Raw genomic sequence first — 21,817 nt, 5'->3', positions numbered from 1 at the left:
GCGCCATCCGGGCGGCCTTCCTGCACGCCACGCTGGGAAATACGGCTTTGCGTAAGCTAGTGGCTGTTCACACATTGCTGAACTTTTTGCACGCCAGCCGGTCTGACCGGCCTGTTTCCGTGCCCGACGCCATCGCCTGCCTTCTGCCCGAAGTTGCCAGACTTGCGCTCCTGCCCCGGTCCATTCTTCTGAGGAGCTGCTCTTGCTTTCCCGCTGGTCTTTTGTTTCTGACTGGAATCCCGCCATGCAAATGCTGGCCTCGCTCTGCATCCTGGCCCTGACCGCTCTTGTGGCCGGCTGGCTGACCCAGTGGCTGGGGCTCAAGGTCTTTCGCCGTATGCGCGACACCCTCAGGACCGGCTGGGCCCAAATCCTCATGCACGACAAGGTGCTGCGCCGCCTGGCCAAGGTCGTGCCCTCGCTGATCGTGCAGTTCGGCGTGCAAGGCGTGCCGCATCTGGAGCCGCGCTGGACCACGCTGATCACCAATGTGGCGGTTGCCTTCACGCTCTACCACCTGGCACGCGCGCTGTGCGATCTGCTCAATGCCACGAACGAGGCCCATGAACGCGACGAGGCACGCAAAGCCGCCGTCCAGACCCACTCCATCAAGAGCTATGTGCAACTGGGCAAGCTGCTGGTCTGCAGCTTTGCCGTGGTGCTCATCGTGGCCACGCTGATGGACCGCTCGCCGCTGCTGCTGCTCTCGGGCCTGGGCGCCATGTCGGCCGTGCTGATGCTGGTCTTCAAGGACACCATCCTCTCCTTTGTCGCCGGCGTTCAGCTCGGCAGCAACGACATGCTGCGCGTGGGCGACTGGATAGAGATGCCCCAGGTCGGCGCCGACGGCTTTGTGACCGATATCGCGCTCAACACCGTCAAGGTGCAGAACTGGGACAAGACCATCACCACCATTCCCACCTGGCGGCTGATGACGGACAGCTTCAAGAACTGGCGCGGCATGTTCGACTCGGGCGGACGCCGCATCATGCGCTCGCTGAACCTGGACGCCAACACCGTGCATCTGCTCTCGCCCGAGGAGCGCGCAGGCATGGGCCATATCGCGCTGCTGCAACCCTACTGGAGCGAGCGCGACGGCCTGCAGGCCATGCCCGGCGCGGCCGAGGCCGCCATGCCAACCCAGGCCATCGCCGCCCACCAGGTGACGAATCTGGCCGCCTTCAAGGCCTATGCCTACGCCTATCTGATGGGCCATCCGCGCATTGGCAAAGGCCCGGGCATGTTCCTCATGGTGCGCACCATGGAGACATCGCCCACGGGGCTGCCGCTGCAGCTGTTCTGCTACACCAACACCACCGTCTGGGTGGAGTACGAAGGCATACAGGGCGAAATCTTCGACCATCTGATCGGTGTGCTGCCGCAGTTCGGGCTGACGCTGTACCAGCGCTCGTCGGACTACGGCACCCACTATCCGCCCGCCCGTCCCGATGTAGTAGCCCGTTAATACCTGCCGCGTGCCCTGACTGCCCACAATGGCCTGACCCAACCACAAGGAGACAGACCATGGCAGGCAAGAAAATTTTGATGATTTGCGGCGACTACTGCGAGGACTATGAAACCATGGTCCCGTTCCAGGCCCTGCTGGCCGTAGGCCATACCGTGCACGCGGTCTGCCCCGACAAAAAGGCCGGCGACCAGATCAAGACCGCCATCCACGACTTTGAAGGCGCACAGACCTATAGCGAAAAGCCCGGCCACAATTTCACGCTCAACGCCACGTTTGCCGATGTGAAGCCCGAGCAGTACGACGCCCTGGTCATCCCCGGCGGCCGCGGCCCCGAGTATCTGCGCGGCTATGAAAGCGTGCGCGCCGCCGTACGTCACTTCTTCGACACCAACAAGCCCGTGGCCGCCGTCTGCCATGGCGCGCAACTGCTGGCCGGGGCCGGCGTGCTCAAGGGCCGCACCTGCTCGGCCTACCCCGCCTGCCGCGCCGAGGTGGAACTGGCCGGAGGCAGCTATGCCGACATTCCCGTCGACCAGGCACATACCGAAGGCAATCTGGTCAGCGCCCCGGCCTGGCCCGCCCATCCGGCCTGGATCGCCCAGTTTCTCGCGCTGCTGGGCACGAAGATTTCACACTGAAATCGGCCTCCAGCGCTTTCCCATCAATCGCAGCAAGCTATCAATTCAAGAGTTCTCCTCTTGACGCCGCAGTCACCGGGCCACACCATGGTCCGGTTTTGTTTTGGAGAGTCGCGCCATGTGCCAGGTCTTTATCAGCGCCGATCCCCGGCTCTGGGCCCACCGGGCCCGCTCCATCCGGCTGCATGGAGTCGCCACCAGCATCCGGCTGGAAAACCTGTTCTGGCAGGTACTCGAAGAGATTGCCGCGCGGGACGGCTATACCGTTCCCCAGCTCTGCACCAAGCTCTACGACGAACTGCTGGCCGAGCGCGGAGCGGTGGACAACTTCAGCTCTTTTTTGCGCGTCTGCTGCACCCGCTATCTGGCGCTGCAGCTGTCGGGCGAGATTCCACAGGACATGGGCATACCGATTCGCTCGCTGGGCAATGCCTCGTCACTCAAGTCCTCAAGCCCACAACTCACGCACTGAGGTTCAGCGCAGATACACGGCCTCGAGTCGCAGCAGCGCACGCCCCTCGGCATCGCTGAGCACCAGCTTCTGTCCCTGCACGGCGTAGCTGCTGACCTGAGCCAGGGTTGCCAGCAGCAGTTGCTCCCGACGCATGCCCTGCACACAGGCCATGCGGGTGCCGCCCACGTCCGAAAATCGCAGCCAGCGCCCGTCCAGGCTGTAGTTGCCGCGCAGGCGATTGCAGCCGCCCGCGCCATGAAAACGGCCGCTGCCGGTCTCCAGCACCAGATGCGGCTCGGGCTGATTGTCATAGGCGCTGACATGCGGGCCGTCACCCAGCTGTACCAGTTTCCAGTAGGTATCGAGAAGCGGGGCCGGCACGGCAGCCATGGCTTCGCCTTCGGACGCTGCAGGCCCTGCATCCGCAGCGCCGACTGCCAGGCTCCCCAACAGCAGGAGTGCGCTCAATGCCGGGCGAAGAAAGGTATGCAGCTTCGAGAAAGCAGTCATCACAAACACCTTTGCGGCCTTCAACGCATACAGACAAAGCGCTTGCAGCTCATTATTCAGGAGTCTCAGACGCTTGCGCAAGCACCTGATCACCGCGCACAAAGCTGCAGGCCACCGCATTGGTACAGCGCCAGATGGCCTGCCCCGCCAGCGGCCCGCGCTGCATCAGCAACTTGCGCAACGGCCATTCGCATTGCGGGCAGACCGGCACAGCATCGGCCCGTCCGTGCCGCACCGGCTCTGCAGCCTCTGCCGCAGAGTCAGCCAACTTGGCAGGAGCCGCAACGGCAGGCTGGGCGGGCGACACCTGCGCCGACAGATCCCTATCGACCGCTGTCGAAGGCGGCGCCGGCATGACAGGCTCCAGCAGAACATCCACCGTCTCGGGCGCGGGCGGCCTGACCAGCTGGTCAGCGGCCTCCGCCACCGGCTCCTGCCTGGGTTTGCGCGCCTTGCTGTGCAACTGCCGGACATGCGCCACATGCCGCCTGTCGGTGGCACGACCGGGCTGCAGCCGCAGTTCTTCGAGCTTGTCCAGCAGCGCCTGCATTTGCTCGGGACTCCACACGGGCTGGGTAAAGCTCTGAATATGGCCGACAAAGCCAAGGCCGCGCGTGACATGGGCCGGCATCTCGGTCTTAAACTCGCAGTCACCCACAAATGCGATCACCGAGTGCAGATGCTCGGGTGCGATGTCCAGCAGCGACTGCAAGGTCTTGATGTGCTTGTAGTTCTGGCGCAGCGGGTTCTGGAAGCGGCTGCGCTTTCTGAAGATCTGCTGCGTCCATTCGCGCTGCTTTTCGGTGCCGAAGATCCAGCCCTGGAAGTTCTTGGTTTCCAGCACAAACAGGCCGTAGGGCGAAAAGATCAGATGGTCGATCTGCGTGCTGCCGCCATCCGCCGTGGGCAGGGTGACGTTGTGCATGTCCACATAGACCAGCGGATCGAGCTGCCGGCGAATCGCTGCCTGCACGGCCCGCTCGCCGCGCCAGCCCTTGAAGCGCGGCGAGCGCAGCACGGCCGCCAGCACCATGAATGCGAGCGCCAGCCCCAGATACAAAAACAGGCCATCAAAGGCCGTGGAAAGAATCTGATTCATTGATCCCACCATGTCAAAAACTGGCGCGTACAAAAGTCAGAGATGCCAAGCAAGAGCCGCCTCGCGGCGGGGGCGCCCAGCCGAAGGCATCGCCCCCCTCCCATAACGCGCAGCGCGTAGAGAGAGGGGCGCCCGGCCAGAGGGAGGTGCGGGGCCGCCCAGGCAAAGCGCCTCAGGGGGAGGTTTAATTCAACGCCATGCTCAGCTTGCGGCGATAGCTGTTGACCAGCGCCGTCGCCTCGTCCTGCTCGGCACTGTTCTTGCCCAGCAGCTCGATGCCGCCACTGGTCTTGCCGGGAACGGCGTCCTGCTTCTTGGGCTTGGGCGGGGTCAGCAGCTCCAGCACGCCGACGATGAGCTTGCGCGCCGCCTGCTCGTTCCAGGTCTTGTCGCGCATGATGATTTCCAGCAACTCGTCCATGGCATCGGTCCACTGGCTGTGGGCCAGCAGCGCGCGCGCACGGCCAAAGCGGGCGTCGAAGTCGCGCTTGTTGGCGGCGATGGCGGCGTCGTACTTGGCCACATCGGCATTGTCGTCCTGCACGGCAAATTCCAGCGCCTTGAGCCACTGGTTCAGCGCTTCGAAGCGCAGCGGCTGGGGAATGCGCTTGACGGGCTCAGCCAGCAGGGCTGCAGCTTCCTCGAAGCTGCCGGTGGCGATCAGCAGGCGCACATAGTCAAAGCGCGCATCGTCGTTGGCCGGGTCGGCCGCCAGCGCATCGGCCAGCTTTTGCAGCGCGGCCTGGGTGTCGCCGGACTCCAGCAGGGCCTGGGCTTCGTCGGCGTCAGCCTCGGCCGACAGCTCGCCCTCGGAGGGCAGATGCTTGTCCAGGAACTCGCGCAGCTTGCCTTCGGGCTGGGCGCCCATGAAGCCATCCACGGGCTTGCCGCCGATCATCAGCACGCAGGTCGGGATGGAGCGGATGCCGAACATGCTGGCCAGTTGCTGCTCCTGATCGGAGTCGATCTTGACCAGCTTGAAGCGGCCTTCATAGGCGACTTCCAGCTTTTCGAGCACCGGGCCCAGCGTCTTGCAGGGGCCGCACCAGGGTGCCCAGAAGTCCACCAGCACGGGTACGGCCATGGAGGCGGCTACGACTTCGGCTTCAAAATTCTCGAGGGTGACGTCAATCATGTGATTCCCAATGCTGCTTGTGCGCTGCCACGCGGGCAGCGGCGCTGAAAAGTCTGCGAACCGGCCACTCCAGCAGAGTGCCCACCGCGCGATGCTGCGATTCTCCACGCAAATGCACGAGCGCAAGCCATAGACCAGAGCGGACCGGGTCTTTGCTACTCAGATGGGAGCAGCCTTCGCCTGTTTCAAGGTCGATTCAAGGTGTTTTATGTCGAAAAACAATGGATGACATGCGCAAGCAGCTACGGTTTCAAGAGTAACCGCCCCGCAGCCACGCTCGCCCCTGGGCTATATTGCTTGCGAACCAAGGAGCGCAGACTTGATTGAAGTTTCACAACTGGTGTTTGAATATCCGGGCCACCGCGCCCTCGACGGCGTGAGCCTGTCCATCGCTGCGGGCAGCGTGACGGCACTCGTCGGCCCCAACGGCGCTGGCAAATCCACACTGATGCGCTGCATCGCCGGCCTCGAGCAGCCGCTGTCCGGCCATATCCGTGTCAAAGGCCTGTCGGTCGAGGAACAGCCGCGCGAGGTGCATCGCCACCTGGGCTATCTCTCGGACTTCTATGGTCTGTACGACCGGCTCAGCGTGATGCGCTGCCTGCAGTACTCGGCCCTGTCCATGGGCGTTGCACCCGGTGACGTGGATGCCCGCGTACGGCAGGTGGCCGCCCAGCTGGGCCTGACGGAGCTGCTGCACCGCCACCCGACCGAACTCTCGCGCGGTCAGCGCCAGCGGGTGGCGATCGGCCAGGCCATCGTCCACCAGCCCGGCGTGCTGCTGCTCGACGAGCCGGCCAGCGGCCTCGATCCCGATGCGCGCAGCAGCCTCTCGACGCTGTTTCGCCAGTTGCAGGCCCAGGGCATGACGCTGATCGTCTCCAGCCACATCCTCAGCGAACTGGACGAGTACTGCACCCATATCCTGAGCATCCGCGACGGCCGCATCGAAAGCCATGAGGCGCTGCAAAACGCCCACGGCCCGGGCCAGCCCGCCGCTGTCGGCCAGCAGCCCCAGCTCTATGCGCTGGAAGTGGCCATGGAGCAAAGCGAAGGCCTTGAGGCCCGCCTGCGTCAGGCCTTGCTGAGCACCTCGGTGCAGGACTTCGACACCACAGGCCGCCGCCCGATCCAGCTCTGGCTGCCGGCCGCCGCCGGCGCACGCGCCCAATGGCTGGCCCAGCTGGTGCAGGCCGGCATTCCCGTCGCCGCGCTGTACCCGGTGCGCGAGCGGCTGCAGGACCGCTATGCCCGCACTGCCCAGGCCCGCGATACCGAAAGTCAGGAGCAAGCATGAGCCAACGCAATCCCGAATTCCAGCGCCAGCTCTGGCTGAACTGGCGCCCCTCGCTGCTGGCCTGGAGCCTGGGCCTGAGCCTGCTCATCCTGGCCCTGCCCTTCGCCCTGTCCTCTGCCAAGGGTCTGCCCGGCACGCTGAGCACGACCGCCATTGCCGGCCTGTATCTGGCCGCCATCATCTATGGCAGCGTGCTGGCCGGGCGCAGCCTGGCCGAGGAAGCCAGCCAGAACACCTGGGACTGGCAACGTCTGTCCGTGCTCACGCCCTGGCAGATGGCCTGGGGCAAGCTGCTGGGCGCCACCTTGCCTGCCTGGCTGTATGTGCTGTGGTTTGCGCTGGCCGTGGCGGGTGTGACCCACTTCTGGGCGCTGGAGCCCCTGAAGTTGCAACACACGATTGGCCTGGCCGTGATCTGGGGCCTGGGCCTGCAGACCTGGGCCATGAATTCCGTGCTCATGAGCTGGGGGCTGAGGGACAGGCCTATCAATCGCCGGCGAGCGGCACTGCTGCCTCTGCTGATCCTGTTCTTCGCCCCCGGTCCCTTTATCGACCATGTCTACAAAGGCATTGTGGACATCGACGCCGAGCCTGTGTTCTGGTGGGGCCTGAATGTGGGCGGCCTGGGCCTGGCCTATCTGGCCGGTGTGCTGGTGCTGGGCCTGGGGCTGCTGGCCCTGTGGCGCCAGCTTTGCACCCGACTCGATGTACGCACCCTGCCCTGGGCCTGGCCTCTGGGTCTGGCGCTGACTGGATTTTTCGCAGCCGGCTCGCTCAATCTGGGCATTGCCGAATTTTTCAGCAGCACAGCCTGGATCGCGCTGATCGGCACCGCCTATGTCGCCCTGCAGCACATGGACCAGCATCTGCGCGCCTGGCGCCAGGTTCAATGGTCGGCCAGCCGCCAGCGCTGGCGCGAAGCGCTGGAGGCGCTGCCGCTGTGGCCGGTCAGCCTGCTGCTGGGCTTTGCCATGGCCTTGCTGCTGCTGTTCGCCCCCCAAAGCCTGGAGGCGGCCATCAGCGGCAAGCTCAACAGCTTTACCTTCTATCTGTGTCTGCATCTGCTGCGCGACTGCCTGCTGCTGACCGGCTTCGCCCTGCTGGCGGGCAGGCTCAAGTCTCCCCTGGCCTCGTTTGTCATCGCCTGGCTGATCCTCAACATCGCCGCGCCGCTGCTGGCCTATGGCATGGGCGGTTATACAGGTGCCATGTTTGTTCAGCCCGTGGTGGCCATGTGGATGAGCTCGCCGGACGGCATAGAGCAAGCCGGTGCCTGGCTCAGCTATGTGCCCTGGGCTTCCCTGAGCCTGCAGATCCTGGTCACGCTGGCCTGGGTCATCCATGTCTTCAGGGACCGCGTGCTGGGCTTTGCGCGCGATAACGCGGCGGCCCATATCCGGGAGTCATAGTTGCTTTGCCCGGACGGCTATGCCCCACAGTCGGGCGGCAATGCGGCGAAACCGTAAAATCAGGGGTTCCACTAGGCCGGGCGGCAGCGCCCTGAAGAACATGAACCCCATCCAAGTTGGCGTGGTCATGGGTTCCAGCAGCGACTGGGACACCATGCAACACGCAGTTGCCATCCTCCAGCAATTCGGTATCGCTTTTGAAGCGCAGGTCGTATCGGCCCACCGCATGCCGGACGACATGTTCCGCTTTGCCGAAGCCGCAGCCGACCGTGGCCTCAAGGCCATCATCGCCGGCGCCGGCGGTGCTGCCCACCTGCCCGGCATGATTGCCGCCAAGACAACCGTGCCGGTGCTGGGCGTGCCCGTGGCCAGCCGCCATCTGCAAGGCGTGGATTCGCTGCATTCCATCGTGCAGATGCCCAAGGGCGTGCCCGTGGCCACCTTTGCCATCGGCAATGCCGGTGCTGCCAATGCGGCCCTGTTTGCCGTGGCCCTGCTGGCCAACGAAGACCCCGCGCTGCGCGCCAAGCTCGAAGCCTTCCGCGTCGAGCAGACCGAGGCCGCCCGCAATATGACCCTGCCGGTGAACGCATGAGCAACACCGATGTGATCCTGCCCGGCGCGACGCTGGGCGTGCTCGGCGGCGGTCAGCTGGGCCGCATGTTTGCCCATGCCGCACAGGCCATGGGCTATTTCACCGCCGTGCTGGACAAGGACGAGACCAGCCCCGCCGGTCTGGTGAGCCACCAGCATGTTCGCACCGGCTACGAAGACCCTCAGGGCCTGGCCGAGCTGGCCAGACTCTGCGCGGCCGTGACCACCGAGTTCGAAAACGTACCCGCCGGCTCGCTGAACAAGCTGGCCGAGAGCCTGCCCGTATCGCCCGCCGGCTCTGCCGTGGCGATCGCCCAGGACCGCGCTGCCGAGAAAGCCCACTTCGTGAAGTGCGGCGTGCCCTGCGCCCCCTATGCCGTGATCGAGACGGCCGAGCAGCTGGCCGCCGTCAACGACGCGCTGCTGCCCGGCATCCTCAAGACCGCACGCATGGGCTATGACGGCAAGGGCCAGATCCGCGTCAAGACCCGCGACGAGCTGGTCAAGGCCTGGAGCGAGCTCAAGCAGGTTGCCTGCGTGCTCGAAAAAATGCTGCCGCTGGCGCATGAATGCTCGGTCATCGTGGCGCGCGGCCGCAATGGCGACATCGTCAACCTGCCCGTGCAGCGCAATCTGCACCGCGACGGCATTCTGGCCGTGACCGAGGTCTACGAAGGAAACGTGCCCGCAGCGCAGGCAGAGCAAGCGGTAGCTGCTGCGAAATCCGTAGCTATCGGCCTCGATTACGTGGGCGTGCTCTGCGTGGAATTCTTTGTGCTGGACAACGGCCAGCTGGTGGTCAACGAGATCGCCCCGCGCCCGCACAACAGCGGCCACTACAGCCAGAACGCGATGGATGTGTCGCAGTTCGAGCTGCAAGTGCGCTGCATGACCAATCTGCCCCTGGTGCAGCCGCGCCAGCACAGCGCCACCGTCATGCTCAACCTGCTGGGCGATCTGTGGTTCAAGGACGGCGAAACCGCCAAGGCTCCGGCCTGGGATCAGATCCTGGCCCTGCCCGGTGCCCACCTGCATCTGTACGGCAAGGTCGATGCCAAGCCCGCCCGCAAGATGGGCCACTTGAACATCACCGCAGCAAGTCCCGAAAAAGCGCGTGAAACCGCTTTGAAGGCCGCTGAAATCCTCGGCATTGCTGCGTTCTGATAACCCCCCCTGAGCGGCTTTGCCTAGGCGGCCCCGCCGCTTCCCCCTAGCCGGGCGCCCCTCTCTCGCTACGCGGGAGGGGGACGACGCCCTCGCTGCGGGGCGGCCCTTGCTTGGCGTCCTTCGCTGATGCTCTGCAAGCGCAAAAGCACCGCACATACGGCGGCGCAGTGCATGAAAGAGGAATTGAAATGATCTTGGATGGAACGCTGGAAGCCTCGGTGCAAGCCGCTGCTGCTGCGCTGCAGCAAGGCCGGCTGCTGGGTCTGCCCACCGAGACGGTCTACGGTCTGGCCGCGGACAGCGACAACGATGCGGCCGTGGCGCAGATCTTTGCCGCCAAGGGCCGCCCGGCCAACCATCCGCTGATCGTGCATGTGGCCGACGCCGCCGCCATCACGCGCTATGCCAAGGAAGTTCCGGTCTTTGCCCAGCAGTTGATCGACGCGTTCTGGCCCGGCCCGCTGACCCTGATCCTGCCGCGCCTGCCGCATGCCGCCAAGGCATCGACCGGCGGTCAGGACAGCGTGGGCCTGCGCTGCCCCTCCCACCCCGTGGCCCATGCGGTGCTGCAGGCCTGCCAGCAGCTCGATCCGCCGGTCTGGGGCGTCTCGGCCCCCAGCGCCAACAAGTTCGGCCGCGTCAGCCCCACGACGGCCGAGCATGTGGCCACCGAGTTTGGCGAAGAACTGCTGGTGCTCGATGGCGGCGCCTGCGAAGTGGGCATTGAATCGACCATCGTCGACTGCACGCGGGGCGTGCCCGTGCTGCTGCGCCCCGGCGCCATCACGCGTGACGATATAGCGCGTGCCTGCGGCCTGCGACCGCTCTCGAAAGAAGAGCTGACTGCGGATACCCCGCGTGCATCGGGAACGCTTTTGGCGCACTACGCGCCCAACGCCAAGGTGCGGCTCATGGATGCCGGGCAGCTGCAATCGGCACTGGACATCCTGGGCAAGGATGGCAGGAATATTGCCATCTATCACCGCAGCCCCCTCAATGTCACAACGGCCCAGTTGCTGCTGCGCCGCATGTCCGACGAGCCGCGCGACGTGGCCCGCGAGCTGTTCGGCATGCTGCGCAATTTCGACGACTGGGGCGCCAAGCTGATCTGGATCGAAACCCCGCCCGACACCGCCGACTGGGAAGGCGTGCGCGACCGCCTGCAACGTGCGGCGGCTGCGGGCTGAGCGGTCGCTTAGCTGATTTTCAAGTAAAGATACAAATTTTTATTCGTTTTCTTTATTAGACGTCTTCTCTAACCTTGCTTGCTTCAAAGCAACTTCAAAGGTTAGAACCATGGGAACCCGTCGCGACGCGCTTGGCAAGCTTCTGTCCATCAGTGCTGCATCCCTGGGCTTGGCGGCTTGCTCGCGCTCCGACAACCAGGCCAGCAGCGAAACGAGCCGCACGGCACAAAACGGCAAGGTCGTTCCCTTCAACTACCCCGACAACCCCTCTTTCGACCTGATCTATCTGGCCGACAGACTGGGCTACTTCGACGGGACCACCACCCGCCCCAACTACGTGGGCAAGATTGCCGCCCCTCAGATCATTCCGCTGGTCGGCACGGGCGACATCCATTTCGGCTCGCGCATGGTGCCGCTGGTGATTTCGGCCATTGCGGCCGGGGCCGACATGAAGGTGATTGCCGCCGGCAGCAAGACGCTGCAGGAGGCACCGCATATGAAGTACTTCGTGCGCAAGGATTCGGGCATTCGCACGCCCAGGGATCTGGAAGGCAAGACCATAGGCTTCAACAGCTTCGGCGCCTGCGCCGAGTTTGTCTCCAAGACCTATTTCCGCGAGCACGGCGCCGATGTCAACAAGATCAACTTCCTGGTCGTTCCCGACAACCAGGGCGAGCAGGCCGTGATCGGCCGCAATGTGGATCTGGCCATCATCCACCCCCCCCATTCCGGCGGTGCCGAGGCCAACCCCGAGTTGCAGCGCCTGTGGACCGACTACGACCTGGACCGCGGCCTGGGCGGCATGGCGCCCTATAGCGTCAACGGCAAGTTTGCGCGCGAGAACCCGCAGGCCGTGCGCGATGTGGTCACCGCCATCGCCAAGGCAGGCAACTGGGTCAACGCCAACACCGACGAAGCGCGCCGCTACACGGCCGAGCGCCTGGGCATGGAGCTCAAGCATGTGGAGCGCTATGCCTATGTGGACGACCAGATCATCACCGAGCCGCCCATCCAGTACTACATCGACGTGCTGGAGCGTGAAGGCAAGCTGCAGCCGGGCAAGGTGGCGGTCAAGGATGTGTACACCAACGAGTTCAACCCCTTTGCCAAGGGAGCTGCGACATGAGCACGGCCCTGGACGACTCCGGCTCCGCCATCAAGATCCGGGCACGCGATGTGCGCATGGATTTCGCCATTGCCGACGAGCGCGGCCGCAAGCAGCAGATTGCCGCCCTGCAGGACTTCAATCTCGATATCCGTGAAGGCGAGTTCTTCACCCTCCTCGGGCCCTCGGGCTGCGGCAAGTCCACGTTTCTCAATGTGCTTGCCGGGCTGGCGCGCAAGAGCGGCGGCAGCATCAGCATCGACGGCCAGCCGGCCAGCGGCATCAACCGCGAGCAGGGCGTGGTGTTCCAGGGCTATGCGCTGTTTCCGTGGCGTACCGTGCTTCAGAACATCGAGGTCGGGCTGGAGATCCGCAAGATTCCCAAACGCGAGCGCCGGGAGACTGCCGAGCAGTTTTTGCACCTGGTGGGCCTGGCCGGCTTCGGCCAGCGCTACCCGCACGAACTCTCGGGCGGGATGCGTCAGCGCGTGGCCATCGCCCGCTCCCTGGCCTATTCGCCCAGCCTGCTGCTGATGGACGAACCGTTTGCCGCCCTGGATGCCCAGACACGCGAAATCCTGCAGTCCGAGCTGCTGCGCATCTGGGAGCAGCACAAGACCACCATCGTCTTCATCACCCACAGCCTCGATGAAGCCATCTATCTGTCGGATCGCATCGCCGTCATGACGCACCGACCCGGTCGCATCAAATCCGTTCTGGACATAGCGCTGCCGCGTCCGCGCCCCGCCGAGATACGCCACGCCCCGGCCTTTGTGCAGCTGCGCGAACAGGCCTGGGATGTACTGCGCGACGAAGTCGCCTTTGCCAGCGGCCACCGCCAGCAACCGCTGGCACCGCTGCTGCCCACCGCCCCTGATTTCAGCCTGGCCTTGCGAGGATTTGCCATATGAGCCAACTGGCCGCATCCCCATCCCGGCGCTCCGCCAAGCCGGTGTCACTGCTTTCCTCCCGGCAACTCGGGCTCCGATGGCTGGAGCGCTCGGCCTGCGTGCTGCTGTTCTTTGCCATCTGGGAATTCCTGCCGCGCGCTGGTCTGGTCAATTCGGCCTTTCTCAGCCCGCCATCCGCTGTTCTGGCGGCCATCGTCCAGCTGGCGCAGACCGGCCAGCTGGGCAAGCATGTGGCGGCCAGCCTGCAACGCTCGCTGGCAGGCCTGATTCTGGCCGTCGTGGCAGGCGTGGCGCTGGGCCTGCTGATGGGCGTGGTGCGCCGCTTCGAAGCCTTTGTCGACCCCTTGCTTCAGCTGTTCCGTCAGGTTTCTGCCCTGGCGCTGTTTCCGGTCTTTCTGCTGTTCTTCGGCATCGGCGAGGCGTCCAAGATCGCCATCATCTTCTGGGCGGCCTTCTGGCCGGTGTTGCTCAACACCATCAGCGGCGTCAAGCAGGTGGAAAAACTGCTGATTCATTCGGCGCTGTCCATGGGGGCCTCGCGCGGCTTCATCTTCTTCAAGGTCATCCTGCCTGCGGCGGCACCGTCCATCTTCACCGGCATCCGACTGGCGGGTGCCTATTCGATCACCGCGCTGGTCGCTGCCGAGATGATCGGCTCACATGCAGGCCTGGGCTTTCTCACGCTGAACTCCCAGGAAATCTTCCAGATCCCCAGCATGTACGCCGGCATCGTGCTGCTGGCCATTCTGGGCCTGGCACTCAACTATGGGCTGGCCTTGCTCGAAAAGCGCCTGACGCGCTGGCGCAGCGGGCTGGAATTTCATGAGTAGCGCCACGCAATCCTGGCGGCGTTTGGTCCTGGCCGGCACCGCGCTGGCAGCCGCTGCCGCCGGCGCTGGCGTGCTCTGGCCCGCCTTGCCGCAGCTCGGCGACATCGAGACTGCAGGCCCGGTGCTGCAGCAGGCCCGGCGCAATGGCGTGCTGCATGTGGCCCTGCGCAGCTATGCGCGCCCTGCCCTGCCCGGCGAAGCCTTGCCGCCAGAGCCCGATGCCTATGACCTGGCGCTGGCGGACTGGCTGGGCCGGCAACTGGGCACCAGCGTCAAAATCACCCCCGCAAGCGATGCAGACCTGGTGCTCGAAGGCGTGGCGCCGCAGGACGGCCAATCCGCTGCTGATCGACAGACCGGCGGCAGCTATATGCCGCAGAGCCTGCAACTGCTGGTGCTCAAGCAGCAGGCCTCCCTCTGGAGCCGCCATGCCCCCGGTCACTGGAGCTCCTGGCTGCCGCATGTGGCGCAGAAGGCCGCCCCCAAGCCCACGGCCTGCGTCGCCACGGGTCAGGCCTCTGCCAGCACCTTGCAGGCCCAGGGCCTGCAGCCTCTTTTCGCGCCCTCCAGCATTCATGCAGTCAGCGATTTTCTGGCCGGCAAATGCCATGTTCTGGCCGAGTCGCCAGAGGTCATCACGCGCCTGCTGCAACAGGACAACTGGCGCTTCTACACCCGTCTCGGCAACCGATTTCGCACCACGGATCAGGCCCATATCCGTCTGGCCAAGGCCGATGCGCAGTCCACACGCTGGCTGCAGCGCGCCATCCAGCAATGGCAGCGCAGCGGTCTGCAGCAACGAGCACAGGACAACCGCGTCAGCACGATTGCGCTGGAAGCTTCCTTGCTGGAAGACGGAGCCATCTGCCACTGACCTCCCGCCTCTTTTCCGCTCTCCACCTTCTTCACCATGCTCTCCAGTCACTTCAACGACGTACTCGGCACCCTGGAAAAAACTGCCGTCGCACGCGACCGCCAGGGCGGCCATGCGGCAGCGGAAAAAGCCTTGCTGCGCGATGCCGGCCTGCTGCGCCTGGCCATCCCCCACGAACATGGCGGCGATGCGCTGAACTGGCCCGACATCTACCGCCATGTCCGGGCCCTGGCCGCCGTCGACAGCGCCCTGGCCCATGTGCTGGCGTTTCACCAGCTCCAGGTCGCCACCGTGCTGATCTATGGCTCGCGCCAGCAGCAGCGCCTCTGGTTGCGCCGCACCATCGACGAAAACGGCTGGTGGGGCAATGCGCTGAACCCGCGCGACACGCGCCTGCAGGCCCTGCCCCGCAGCTCGGAGCTCGCCGGCGGCTATGTGCTCGACGGCCTGAAAGGCTTTTGCTCGGGCACGCGCGGCTCTCATTACCTGACGGTATCGGCCAGCGTGGCAGGCCATGCGCAGCCGGTTCTGGGCCTGCTTGAAACCGCCTCGCCCGGCATTGCCGTCAAGGATGACTGGAACCCCATGGGCCAGCGTCAGACCGACAGCGGCTCGGTTCAGTTCAATCGCGTCCAGCTTCCCGCCAGCGCCGTCATGCGCGACGAGAATGCCGAAGTCACGGCCTTTCATACGCTGCGCAATTGCCTGGCTCAGCTGGTGCTGGTCAATCTGTTTGTCGGCGTGGCCCAGGGCGCACGCCGGCAGGCACGCGACTACGCGCGCGAGCATGGCCGCCCCTGGCTGGGCTCGGCGGTGGAGCGCGCCACCGACGATCCCTATCTGCTGCGCCGCATGGGCGAGATGCAGGCCCAGATTTCGGGAGCAGCCCTGATGGCCGACCACGGCGCAGAGCTGCTGCAAAAAGCCTGGCAGCGCGGCCCTGCGCTGAGCGCAGCGGAACGCGCCGAGGTTGCCATCGCCGTCTTCGAAGCCAAGGTCATGGCCCATCGCTGCACCCTGTTCGCCACCCAGGAAATGTTCGATGTGGTGGGCTCGCGCGGCACCCATGCCGATCTCGGCTTCGACCGCTTCTGGCGCAATGTGCGCACCCATACTCTGCACGATCCGCTAGACTACAAGCTCCAGGCCCTGGGCCGCTGGGCCGTGCATGGCGAAGAGCCCTCGGCCCAGCACTACAACTGAGCCGCAACACAAAAAAATCCGGGACCAGCCCGGATTTTTCATGTCGGCCGTGCCGACTCAGAAGCGATAGCCTATGGCCATGGCAAACACATCGGGATTGAGCCTGACGCTGACGCTCTGACCCGAAGACAGGTGGATCTTGGTCTTCAGAAAGCTCTTGGAGTAGGAGGCATCCACAAACCAGCGCTCGTTGAAGTTGTAGACAAAGCCCAGCTGCGCCAGCGCGCCAAACTTGTCGTCGAGCTCGGCCGTGGTCGGATTGGCCAGCGTGCCGCCGCTCAGACCGTTGAGCGTGGCCGTGGTCTTTTCGCCATAGAAATGGGCATAGGTGACACCGACTCCCAGATAGGGGCGGAACGCGGCCTTGGCCTCGTTGAAGCGGTATTGCAGCATCAGCGTCGCGGGTATCGCCTTGGTGCTGCCCAGCTTGCCCACGCCGGCAATCGAGCCTGCTCCCGACAGGTCATGCTTGAAGGGCGTGGCCAGAGGCACGTCCAGAGCCAGATTGTCGGTCACCATATAGGTGATGCCGCCGCCCAGCTGAGTATTGCTGCCGGCGTCGACCTTGGTGTTGGGAAAGGACGGCGCCGACAGATTGCCGCTGCTCACATCAGGCGACAGATGGGTCACGCCCACACGCGCCATCCAGCTTCCGGCCGATTGGGCGCTGGCCAGACCGCAGGCCGCCAGCGCAGCAGCGGCTGCAATGATCCGCACAGAAATTTTCATGGTTTTGTCTCCTTGTTATTGAGGTGCGGACGGATTTACAGCCAGCCCTTCTGGGCCAGAGAGCGGGAAACCAGCTGGCTCATTTGCTGATGGCCGTAAGGCGTGGGGTGGAAACTGTCGGCAAAGACATGGTGCTGCCACCAGTCAGGGCTGGATTTTCCGGGTGTGGCACTCAAGGCCGCCGCCGTGCAGGTGGGGAAGGTATAGGTGGGCAGGCCGCTTGCGTCCACGCCAGTGATCGGGCAGACCGGGTCCTTCACGTTATCGAAGTCGTACTGGGCCGGGTTGCTGATCTGGCTCTTGAACTCGGTGTAGAAATCGACCAGGACCACCTGGGACTGGCCTGCCAGACTGGCAGCCAGCTGGTTGTTGAAGACCTGTACCAGGGCATCGAATGACGCTTCCTGCTTGGCGGCCGCAGCAGCCCCCTGATCCCCGCCGCCTGCGGCCTTGGCAATGCTGGCCAGGACCATCTGGAAGCGCGGTGTCTTGGTAATGGCGGGAACATTCAGCACGGCCACACGCGTGGCGCCCTTGGCGACCACATTCTGCGCAATGGAGCCGGCAAAAGTCTTGGCCAGGGTCTGCAGATAGGCACCCGCCGCCAGGCCGGCAAACTTGGAGGCATCGCCTCCGGCCTGGGTCATCAGGGCCGTGGACGTGCCCGGAGCCTTGGAATCCAGCCAGGCCACCATGGCGTTCAGCGGCTGCGAATTGCCCTTGGCTGCGGCAATCAGCGCCCCGATCACGTCGGCGGCATCGTTGGCGCCGCCATCGATGACGACGAGATCATCGGCGCTGAAGCCAGCCTTGGATGCGGCCTGGATCTGCACCAGAACCGACTTGGGCGATGTCGGCGCATCCAGCGGGTTCACGCGGCCACCACCCACTGCGTAGTTGGTGCAGGTGGCGACTTCCTGATAAGTCGTGAGATTTTCGTCACCGGCACGAAAGTGGGCGCACAAGCTCTGGCTGAACTGGTCGGCAATGCGCTCAGGCCAGATCATGGTCGAGCCAGCACCGGTGGGCGCCGAGCCCTGTACCGTGAACTTGAAGCCGAAGGTACCGCTGTCCGAGAGGCTGTCGCCCATGACCTTGACCGAGGTGACCTTGGCCTTGGGGGTGGTATCGGCCCCGCCTCCGCCGCCGCAGGCCGCCAGTAGGCCCACCGTAGCCATTGCAGCCGCCAAGAGTTTGAGTTTGCTTGCCAAGATGATGTTCTCCTGATGTGTTATGAATAGCACGGTCGTGCTTTTTTCATCAGCGTCATCCTAGCGACAGTCACCCTGGCGCGGTTATCGGGCAATTACCGATGGTCGGACAAAAATCCAACGCCCAATAACCTGGTCATCGTTCCGTCACGCAACAAAAAAACCGGACCAGGGTCCGGTTTGTCGAGGCGGGCAAAGGGCGGTGATGGAGCGCCCCCCGGACGGCTACTGGGCCGCCGTCCAGTCCACCAGCGCATCCCAGGCCGTGCGCGCCGCGGCCGCATTGGCATGGTTGGCCATGGCCACCAGCACATAGCGCTGGCCGCTGGCACCGTCGACATAGCCGGCCAACGCGGCCGAGTCGCGCAAGCTGCCGGTCTTGAGGTGGGCGGCGCCTGCAAACCGGCTCTTGCTGCGCCGCAGCGTGCCGTCCACGCCGACGATGGGCATGGAGGAGACGAACTCGGGCATCACGGGCGAGACCCAGGCGTTCTGCAGCATCTGCCCCAGTCCGTTGGCCGTGATGCTGGCATTGCGGCTCAGGCCTGCGCCGTTGTCCACCACGGGCTGCTCGGCATTGCCCCAGCGCGCGGCCCACCACTGTGCCAGCGACTGGCGCGCGGAGTCGAAGCTGGCCACGCCGGTGCGCTGCATGCCCAGGGTGAGCAGCACATGCTGGGCCATGATGTTGTTGCTGTATTTGTTGATGTCGCGCACCACCTCGGACAGAGCCGGAGACTCCAGCTGGAAGGCCGGCAGCAGGCCCTGTGGCACGCTGCCGTCGCGCACGGCGCCGGTGAGCTTGCCGCCCAGCTCGCGCCACATGCCTTCTATGGCCTTGGCCGCAAAGCGCTCGGGCTGCGCCGGTGCGATGGACCAGCTCTTGTCGCCGCAGCTTGCCGGATAGCTGCCGTTGAAGGCGATGCGCTGCGGATTGTTCATGTCCAGCTGCATTTTGCTGCGCCAGTCGCCGCAATCAGAAGTAGGAGCAGCCAGCGCAACCGTTTGCTGGTTTTCCATGCCAAACATTGGTGGATCGTATTGAATACGAGCGACACCCGCTCCTGTATCAGGAGCAATATTCAGCGCCACGGCCTTGTAGTTGATCAGCAGCGCATCGGGCGAGGCGTTGTAGGGCCGCCAGGGCTCGTTGTCGAAGACCGCCGCATCATGCGTGGGCAGCTGAAAGGCGCTGCGGTCCAGCACGATATCGCCCACGATGACCTTGATGCCCATGCCTTGCAGGCGGCGCAGCATCAGCCACAGGCGCTCCAACACCAGCTTGGGGTCGCCCTGACCCTGGATGTAGAGATTGCCGCGCAAGGCGCCGTCGGCCACCGGGCCGCCCAGATAGACGGGCGTGCGCCAGACGTAGGCCGGGCCCAACTGGTCTAGCGCCGCATAGGTGGTGACCAGCTTCATGACCGAGGCCGGATTCATGGCCTGGTGCGTGCGCCAGGCCAGGTTCGGTGGCGATTTTCCATCCACATTCATCACCAGCAGCGATACGGCATCGCGCGGAATCTTGGCGCGTTGCAGCGCCGCGTCCACGGCGGCGGGAATGCGGGTGTCGGCAGGCAGGGACTGCGCCAGCGCGGGCTGGGCCAGCAGCGCCAGCAACGATGCGCCCAGTGCGCTCAGGGTCTTGCGAAGAAAGAAGGGGGTCTGCAGCATGGGGCCAGAGTCTACGCCGGGCTGCGCCCATGCCGGGCATTGGCGGCGCCCGCGGCAAGCTGGCGGCGGGCGTCCGATAATGCAGGGCTACGCTGCCGTCCGTTGCAGCCCAGTGCATTCCGTATTGCGCTCCAGCCCGCCTGCGGCTGACGCCCCGCCGAACATGAATCTTCTCGCCATCGACACCAGTACCGATACCTTGTTTGTTGCCGTCCAGCGTGGCGATGCCATCTGGCAGCACAGCGGGCCGGGCGCGCAGCAGTCGTCGGCCCAGTTGCTGCCGGCCATCCGCCAGCTCATGAAGGATGCGGGGCTGAGTTTCACGCAGCTGGACGCCATTGCCTTCGGCCGCGGCCCCGGCTCCTTCACGGGCCTGCGCACGGCATGCGCCATCACCCAGGGCCTGGCGTTTGCCGCCAAGGTTCCCGTGCTGCCCGTGGACTCTCTGCTCACTGTGGCCGAAGAGGCCCGTCATCTGCATGGCTGCACCGAGGTAGAGGCCGTGCTCGACGCGCGCATGCACGAGGTCTATCACGCAGCCTTTTGCTATGTGGACGGCCAGTGGATCGAGCCCGAGGACTTCGGCCTGTGCGCCCCCGAGGCTCTGCAGACGGCAACCGGCAGGACCGTGGCGGGCAATGCCCAGCCCGTCTACCCCGAGCTGCTGGCGCCCGCTGCCCGCCATGTGCACGCCATGCCCACGGCCACGGCCATGCTGCGCCTGGCACCGGCACTGTTGGCAAAAGGCTGCGCGATGCCTGCCGAAGAGGCGCTGCCGCGCTATATCCGAGATAAAGTGGCAAAAACCACGGCCGAGCGCGAAGCCGAAAAGGCCGCCGCAGCCCTCACACCCGATGCAACCGGCATCGCCTCCCGATAAGCGCCCAATGACCTTGCCCAGCAGCTCCACACTCGCCGCCGACGCCAGCACCCAGGATGCGGCATCTCTGGTGCATTTCGAGCCGCTGTCCGCGCTCTGGCTTGACACCCTGCTTCCAATCGAGGAGCAAGCCTATGTCCACCCCTGGACGCGCGGCAACTTCCAGGATGCCATGGTGGCCGGCTACCAGATACAGCTGCTGGTCGATGCCAGTCACCAGTTGCTGGGCTACTTTGTCGCCATGCAGGCGCTGGACGAGGTGCATCTGCTCAATATCACCGTCAACCCCGCCTGCCAGCGCCAGGGCTGGGCACGCGTGCTGCTCGATGCGCTGGCTTTGTGGTCGCGGCAGCAGAACGCCCAATGGATCTGGCTGGAAGTGCGCGAAAGCAATGCCCGCGCCCGCGAGGTCTATCTCAGGCATGGCTTTGCCGAAGTCGGGCTGCGCAAGAACTACTACCCCAACCCCAACGGCCCGCGCGAACATGCGGTGCTCATGAGTCTGAAACTATGGCCCTGAATCTGGACGCCCGCCAGCGGGCCATGCTGGAAGCCATGGGCATCACCGTCTGGTTGCCCGACCCCGTGGAGCCCGCAGCAGTGGCTGCAGTCACTGCAGTCGCAGCCGCACCATTGCCGGTCGCGGAGCCCCTGCCCGTCACAGCGCCGGTGGTGCGCATGGCGCCGCCCGCCCCCGTAAGCCCGCCCGTGGCTCAGGCCGCTGCACCTGCGGCCGAGGCAGCGCCAACACCGGCCCAGCCGCCCGCCCAGACCGCCAGGCCCGCCAGCCCACCACCCCAGAATCTGTCCGGGCACTGGGCGCACGAGCCTCGTCAGTTTGTGCAGCAACCCGCCGCAGGCCCGGCAGGCGAGCCTGGCCTCGGCTGGACCATCAGTCCCGCCCAGCTGGTCTACCCCCATGCGCCTCAGCATGTGCACAGCGCCGAGCAAGGCGGCTGGTTGATCCTGCTGGAGCCTGCCGCCAACCCGCCCCTGCTGAGCCCGGCGCAAAGGCCTGCGGCCGACAGCGCCCAGACGGCGCTGCAGGGCGATGCCGCCAAGCTGCTGGACAATATGCTGCGTGCCCTCGGTCTGCAGGAAAAACCGCGCGTCTTCAGCGCCGCCCTGCACCGCGCGCCACCCGATGCCGATCTCAGCCATGCCCAGGCACTGCAACCCGCCCTGGAGACTTTGCTGCGCGAGCTGCGCCCGGACTGCGTGCTGGTTCTGGGCCTGGCCAGTGCACGCGCCGTGCTGGGCCGCCATGACGCGCTGGGCCGGCTGCGGGCCGAGCCGCACCACATTGCGGGCGTGCCCACGGTGGTGACCTACGACCCCAACTATCTGCTGCGTGCGCCGCAGGCCAAGGCCGGAGCCTGGGCCGATCTGGTGCAGGCCGACGCGTTTACCAAGGGGCTGTGACAGGCGGGCGACAAGCCCCG

At 65.1% G+C, this 21,817-nt stretch carries 22 protein-coding genes; 16 read left to right on the top strand and 6 right to left on the bottom strand.

The features are described from left to right. The first annotated feature begins 244 nt into the window (after positions 1 to 244). From Cth01_RS13325 to Cth01_RS13315, 3 genes are all read left to right on the top strand, one after another. Positions 245 to 1,465: a mechanosensitive ion channel family protein gene (locus Cth01_RS13325; RefSeq protein ID WP_034382255.1), complete on the top strand. Its 1,221-nt coding sequence runs from the start codon at positions 245 to 247 to the stop codon at positions 1,463 to 1,465. Between the two features lie 59 nt (positions 1,466 to 1,524). Continuing rightward, positions 1,525 to 2,106, top strand: coding sequence for a DJ-1/PfpI family protein (locus tag Cth01_RS13320; protein WP_003060496.1), 582 nt, complete (start codon positions 1,525 to 1,527; stop codon positions 2,104 to 2,106). Positions 2,107 to 2,224: 118 nt separating this feature from the next. Beyond that, positions 2,225 to 2,578 carry a ribbon-helix-helix domain-containing protein gene (locus Cth01_RS13315; protein WP_045839393.1) on the top strand — a complete coding sequence of 118 codons (354 nt, stop codon included), beginning with the start codon at positions 2,225 to 2,227 and terminating at the stop codon, positions 2,576 to 2,578. Between the two features lie 3 nt (positions 2,579 to 2,581). On the opposite strand, the gene Cth01_RS13310 is transcribed toward Cth01_RS13315, so the two are convergent. The 3 genes from Cth01_RS13310 to trxA all read right to left on the bottom strand — a co-directional run bounded on the left by Cth01_RS13310 (position 2,582) and on the right by trxA (position 5,304). Further along, positions 2,582 to 3,070: an META domain-containing protein gene (locus Cth01_RS13310; RefSeq protein ID WP_034351497.1), complete on the bottom strand. Its 489-nt coding sequence runs from the start codon at positions 3,068 to 3,070 to the stop codon at positions 2,582 to 2,584. A gap of 52 nt (positions 3,071 to 3,122) precedes the next feature. Continuing rightward, a complete protein-coding gene (locus Cth01_RS13305) occupies positions 3,123 to 4,169 on the bottom strand; it encodes a nuclease-related domain-containing protein (RefSeq protein WP_045839392.1) in 1,047 nt (348 codons plus the stop codon). Between the two features lie 184 nt (positions 4,170 to 4,353). After that, positions 4,354 to 5,304, bottom strand: coding sequence for a thioredoxin (gene trxA, locus Cth01_RS13300; RefSeq protein WP_034394605.1), 951 nt, complete (start codon positions 5,302 to 5,304; stop codon positions 4,354 to 4,356). Positions 5,305 to 5,623: 319 nt separating this feature from the next. Between trxA and Cth01_RS13295 the strand changes: the two genes are divergently transcribed. From Cth01_RS13295 to Cth01_RS13250, 10 genes are all read left to right on the top strand, one after another. Continuing rightward, positions 5,624 to 6,601, top strand: a complete 978-nt coding sequence (locus Cth01_RS13295; RefSeq protein WP_034350752.1) for an ABC transporter ATP-binding protein — start codon at positions 5,624 to 5,626, stop codon at positions 6,599 to 6,601. Continuing rightward, positions 6,598 to 8,010 (top strand): hypothetical protein, encoded by a 1,413-nt coding sequence (locus Cth01_RS13290; RefSeq protein ID WP_045839391.1) that lies wholly within the window; start codon positions 6,598 to 6,600, stop codon positions 8,008 to 8,010. Before Cth01_RS13295 ends, Cth01_RS13290 begins: the two co-directional genes overlap by 4 nt. Before the next feature lie 100 nt (positions 8,011 to 8,110). Then, on the top strand, positions 8,111 to 8,605 hold the full coding sequence (gene purE, locus Cth01_RS13285) for a 5-(carboxyamino)imidazole ribonucleotide mutase (protein WP_034350760.1): 495 nt from the start codon (positions 8,111 to 8,113) through the stop codon (positions 8,603 to 8,605). Beyond that, positions 8,602 to 9,768, top strand: a complete 1,167-nt coding sequence (locus Cth01_RS13280; protein WP_045839390.1) for a 5-(carboxyamino)imidazole ribonucleotide synthase — start codon at positions 8,602 to 8,604, stop codon at positions 9,766 to 9,768. The genes purE and Cth01_RS13280 overlap by 4 nt, the downstream gene beginning before the upstream one ends. 191 nt (positions 9,769 to 9,959) lie before the next feature. Then, a complete protein-coding gene (locus Cth01_RS13275; protein ID WP_045839389.1) occupies positions 9,960 to 10,958 on the top strand; it encodes an L-threonylcarbamoyladenylate synthase in 999 nt (332 codons plus the stop codon). A 109-nt stretch (positions 10,959 to 11,067) separates the two neighbouring features. Beyond that, positions 11,068 to 12,084 carry an ABC transporter substrate-binding protein gene (locus Cth01_RS13270; RefSeq protein WP_045839388.1) on the top strand — a complete coding sequence of 339 codons (1,017 nt, stop codon included), beginning with the start codon at positions 11,068 to 11,070 and terminating at the stop codon, positions 12,082 to 12,084. Next, positions 12,081 to 12,974, top strand: a complete 894-nt coding sequence (locus tag Cth01_RS13265; protein WP_003072548.1) for an ABC transporter ATP-binding protein — start codon at positions 12,081 to 12,083, stop codon at positions 12,972 to 12,974. Before Cth01_RS13270 ends, Cth01_RS13265 begins: the two co-directional genes overlap by 4 nt. Further along, positions 12,971 to 13,804 (top strand): ABC transporter permease, encoded by an 834-nt coding sequence (locus tag Cth01_RS13260; protein ID WP_034394614.1) that lies wholly within the window; start codon positions 12,971 to 12,973, stop codon positions 13,802 to 13,804. The genes Cth01_RS13265 and Cth01_RS13260 overlap by 4 nt, the downstream gene beginning before the upstream one ends. Then, positions 13,797 to 14,678, top strand: a complete 882-nt coding sequence (locus Cth01_RS13255; RefSeq protein WP_045839387.1) for a transporter substrate-binding domain-containing protein — start codon at positions 13,797 to 13,799, stop codon at positions 14,676 to 14,678. Before Cth01_RS13260 ends, Cth01_RS13255 begins: the two co-directional genes overlap by 8 nt. A 36-nt stretch (positions 14,679 to 14,714) precedes the next feature. Then, the gene (locus Cth01_RS13250; protein WP_045839386.1) at positions 14,715 to 15,881 is read left to right on the top strand and encodes an acyl-CoA dehydrogenase family protein; all 1,167 of its coding nucleotides are present in this window, start codon (positions 14,715 to 14,717) and stop codon (positions 15,879 to 15,881) included. Between the two features lie 57 nt (positions 15,882 to 15,938). On the opposite strand, the gene Cth01_RS13245 is transcribed toward Cth01_RS13250, so the two are convergent. The 3 genes from Cth01_RS13245 to dacB all read right to left on the bottom strand — a co-directional run bounded on the left by Cth01_RS13245 (position 15,939) and on the right by dacB (position 19,495). After that, a complete protein-coding gene (locus Cth01_RS13245) occupies positions 15,939 to 16,610 on the bottom strand; it encodes an OmpW/AlkL family protein (RefSeq protein ID WP_034382270.1) in 672 nt (223 codons plus the stop codon). Between the two features lie 35 nt (positions 16,611 to 16,645). Beyond that, a complete protein-coding gene (locus Cth01_RS13240) occupies positions 16,646 to 17,821 on the bottom strand; it encodes an SGNH/GDSL hydrolase family protein (RefSeq protein ID WP_034351499.1) in 1,176 nt (391 codons plus the stop codon). A gap of 225 nt (positions 17,822 to 18,046) precedes the next feature. Continuing rightward, positions 18,047 to 19,495, bottom strand: a complete 1,449-nt coding sequence (gene dacB / locus Cth01_RS13235; RefSeq protein ID WP_045839385.1) for a D-alanyl-D-alanine carboxypeptidase/D-alanyl-D-alanine endopeptidase — start codon at positions 19,493 to 19,495, stop codon at positions 18,047 to 18,049. A 163-nt stretch (positions 19,496 to 19,658) separates the two neighbouring features. Here dacB and tsaB point away from each other — a divergent pair, with 163 nt between their 5' ends. The 3 genes from tsaB to Cth01_RS13220 are packed head-to-tail and all read left to right on the top strand — an operon-like array spanning position 19,659 to position 21,797. Further along, positions 19,659 to 20,375, top strand: a complete 717-nt coding sequence (gene tsaB, locus Cth01_RS13230; protein ID WP_045839384.1) for a tRNA (adenosine(37)-N6)-threonylcarbamoyltransferase complex dimerization subunit type 1 TsaB — start codon at positions 19,659 to 19,661, stop codon at positions 20,373 to 20,375. A 7-nt stretch (positions 20,376 to 20,382) separates the two neighbouring features. Then, positions 20,383 to 20,895 (top strand): ribosomal protein S18-alanine N-acetyltransferase, encoded by a 513-nt coding sequence (gene rimI / locus Cth01_RS13225; protein WP_045839383.1) that lies wholly within the window; start codon positions 20,383 to 20,385, stop codon positions 20,893 to 20,895. Beyond that, positions 20,886 to 21,797 carry a uracil-DNA glycosylase family protein gene (locus tag Cth01_RS13220; protein ID WP_045839382.1) on the top strand — a complete coding sequence of 304 codons (912 nt, stop codon included), beginning with the start codon at positions 20,886 to 20,888 and terminating at the stop codon, positions 21,795 to 21,797. The genes rimI and Cth01_RS13220 overlap by 10 nt, the downstream gene beginning before the upstream one ends. Positions 21,798 to 21,817 lie beyond the last annotated feature (20 nt).

This window comes from Comamonas thiooxydans (assembly GCF_000964545.1).
GTDB lineage: Bacteria > Pseudomonadota > Gammaproteobacteria > Burkholderiales > Burkholderiaceae_C > Comamonas > Comamonas thiooxydans.
The sequence above is the reverse complement of the archived record's forward strand: the minus strand, read 5'-3'. Positions and strand labels throughout refer to the sequence as shown.

Excerpts from the sequence above, each read along its gene's own strand:
- Cth01_RS13275 (WP_045839389.1), top strand. The coding sequence starts at position 9,960 with ATGATCTTGGATGGAACGCTGGAAGCCTCGGTGCAAGCCGCTGCTGCT.
- Cth01_RS13325 (WP_034382255.1), top strand. The coding sequence starts at position 245 with ATGCAAATGCTGGCCTCGCTCTGCATCCTGGCCCTGACCGCTCTTGTG.
- Cth01_RS13280 (WP_045839390.1), top strand. The coding sequence starts at position 8,602 with ATGAGCAACACCGATGTGATCCTGCCCGGCGCGACGCTGGGCGTGCTC.
- Cth01_RS13255 (WP_045839387.1), top strand. The coding sequence starts at position 13,797 with ATGAGTAGCGCCACGCAATCCTGGCGGCGTTTGGTCCTGGCCGGCACC.
- Cth01_RS13315 (WP_045839393.1), top strand. The coding sequence starts at position 2,225 with ATGTGCCAGGTCTTTATCAGCGCCGATCCCCGGCTCTGGGCCCACCGG.
- trxA (WP_034394605.1), bottom strand. The coding sequence starts at position 5,304 with ATGATTGACGTCACCCTCGAGAATTTTGAAGCCGAAGTCGTAGCCGCC.
- Cth01_RS13260 (WP_034394614.1), top strand. The coding sequence starts at position 12,971 with ATGAGCCAACTGGCCGCATCCCCATCCCGGCGCTCCGCCAAGCCGGTG.
- Cth01_RS13265 (WP_003072548.1), top strand. The coding sequence starts at position 12,081 with ATGAGCACGGCCCTGGACGACTCCGGCTCCGCCATCAAGATCCGGGCA.
- tsaB (WP_045839384.1), top strand. The coding sequence starts at position 19,659 with ATGAATCTTCTCGCCATCGACACCAGTACCGATACCTTGTTTGTTGCC.
- Cth01_RS13245 (WP_034382270.1), bottom strand. The coding sequence starts at position 16,610 with ATGAAAATTTCTGTGCGGATCATTGCAGCCGCTGCTGCGCTGGCGGCC.
- Cth01_RS13250 (WP_045839386.1), top strand. The coding sequence starts at position 14,715 with ATGCTCTCCAGTCACTTCAACGACGTACTCGGCACCCTGGAAAAAACT.
- dacB (WP_045839385.1), bottom strand. The coding sequence starts at position 19,495 with ATGCTGCAGACCCCCTTCTTTCTTCGCAAGACCCTGAGCGCACTGGGC.
- Cth01_RS13320 (WP_003060496.1), top strand. The coding sequence starts at position 1,525 with ATGGCAGGCAAGAAAATTTTGATGATTTGCGGCGACTACTGCGAGGAC.
- Cth01_RS13310 (WP_034351497.1), bottom strand. The coding sequence starts at position 3,070 with ATGACTGCTTTCTCGAAGCTGCATACCTTTCTTCGCCCGGCATTGAGC.
- rimI (WP_045839383.1), top strand. The coding sequence starts at position 20,383 with ATGACCTTGCCCAGCAGCTCCACACTCGCCGCCGACGCCAGCACCCAG.
- Cth01_RS13220 (WP_045839382.1), top strand. The coding sequence starts at position 20,886 with ATGGCCCTGAATCTGGACGCCCGCCAGCGGGCCATGCTGGAAGCCATG.
- purE (WP_034350760.1), top strand. The coding sequence starts at position 8,111 with ATGAACCCCATCCAAGTTGGCGTGGTCATGGGTTCCAGCAGCGACTGG.
- Cth01_RS13270 (WP_045839388.1), top strand. The coding sequence starts at position 11,068 with ATGGGAACCCGTCGCGACGCGCTTGGCAAGCTTCTGTCCATCAGTGCT.
- Cth01_RS13305 (WP_045839392.1), bottom strand. The coding sequence starts at position 4,169 with ATGAATCAGATTCTTTCCACGGCCTTTGATGGCCTGTTTTTGTATCTG.
- Cth01_RS13290 (WP_045839391.1), top strand. The coding sequence starts at position 6,598 with ATGAGCCAACGCAATCCCGAATTCCAGCGCCAGCTCTGGCTGAACTGG.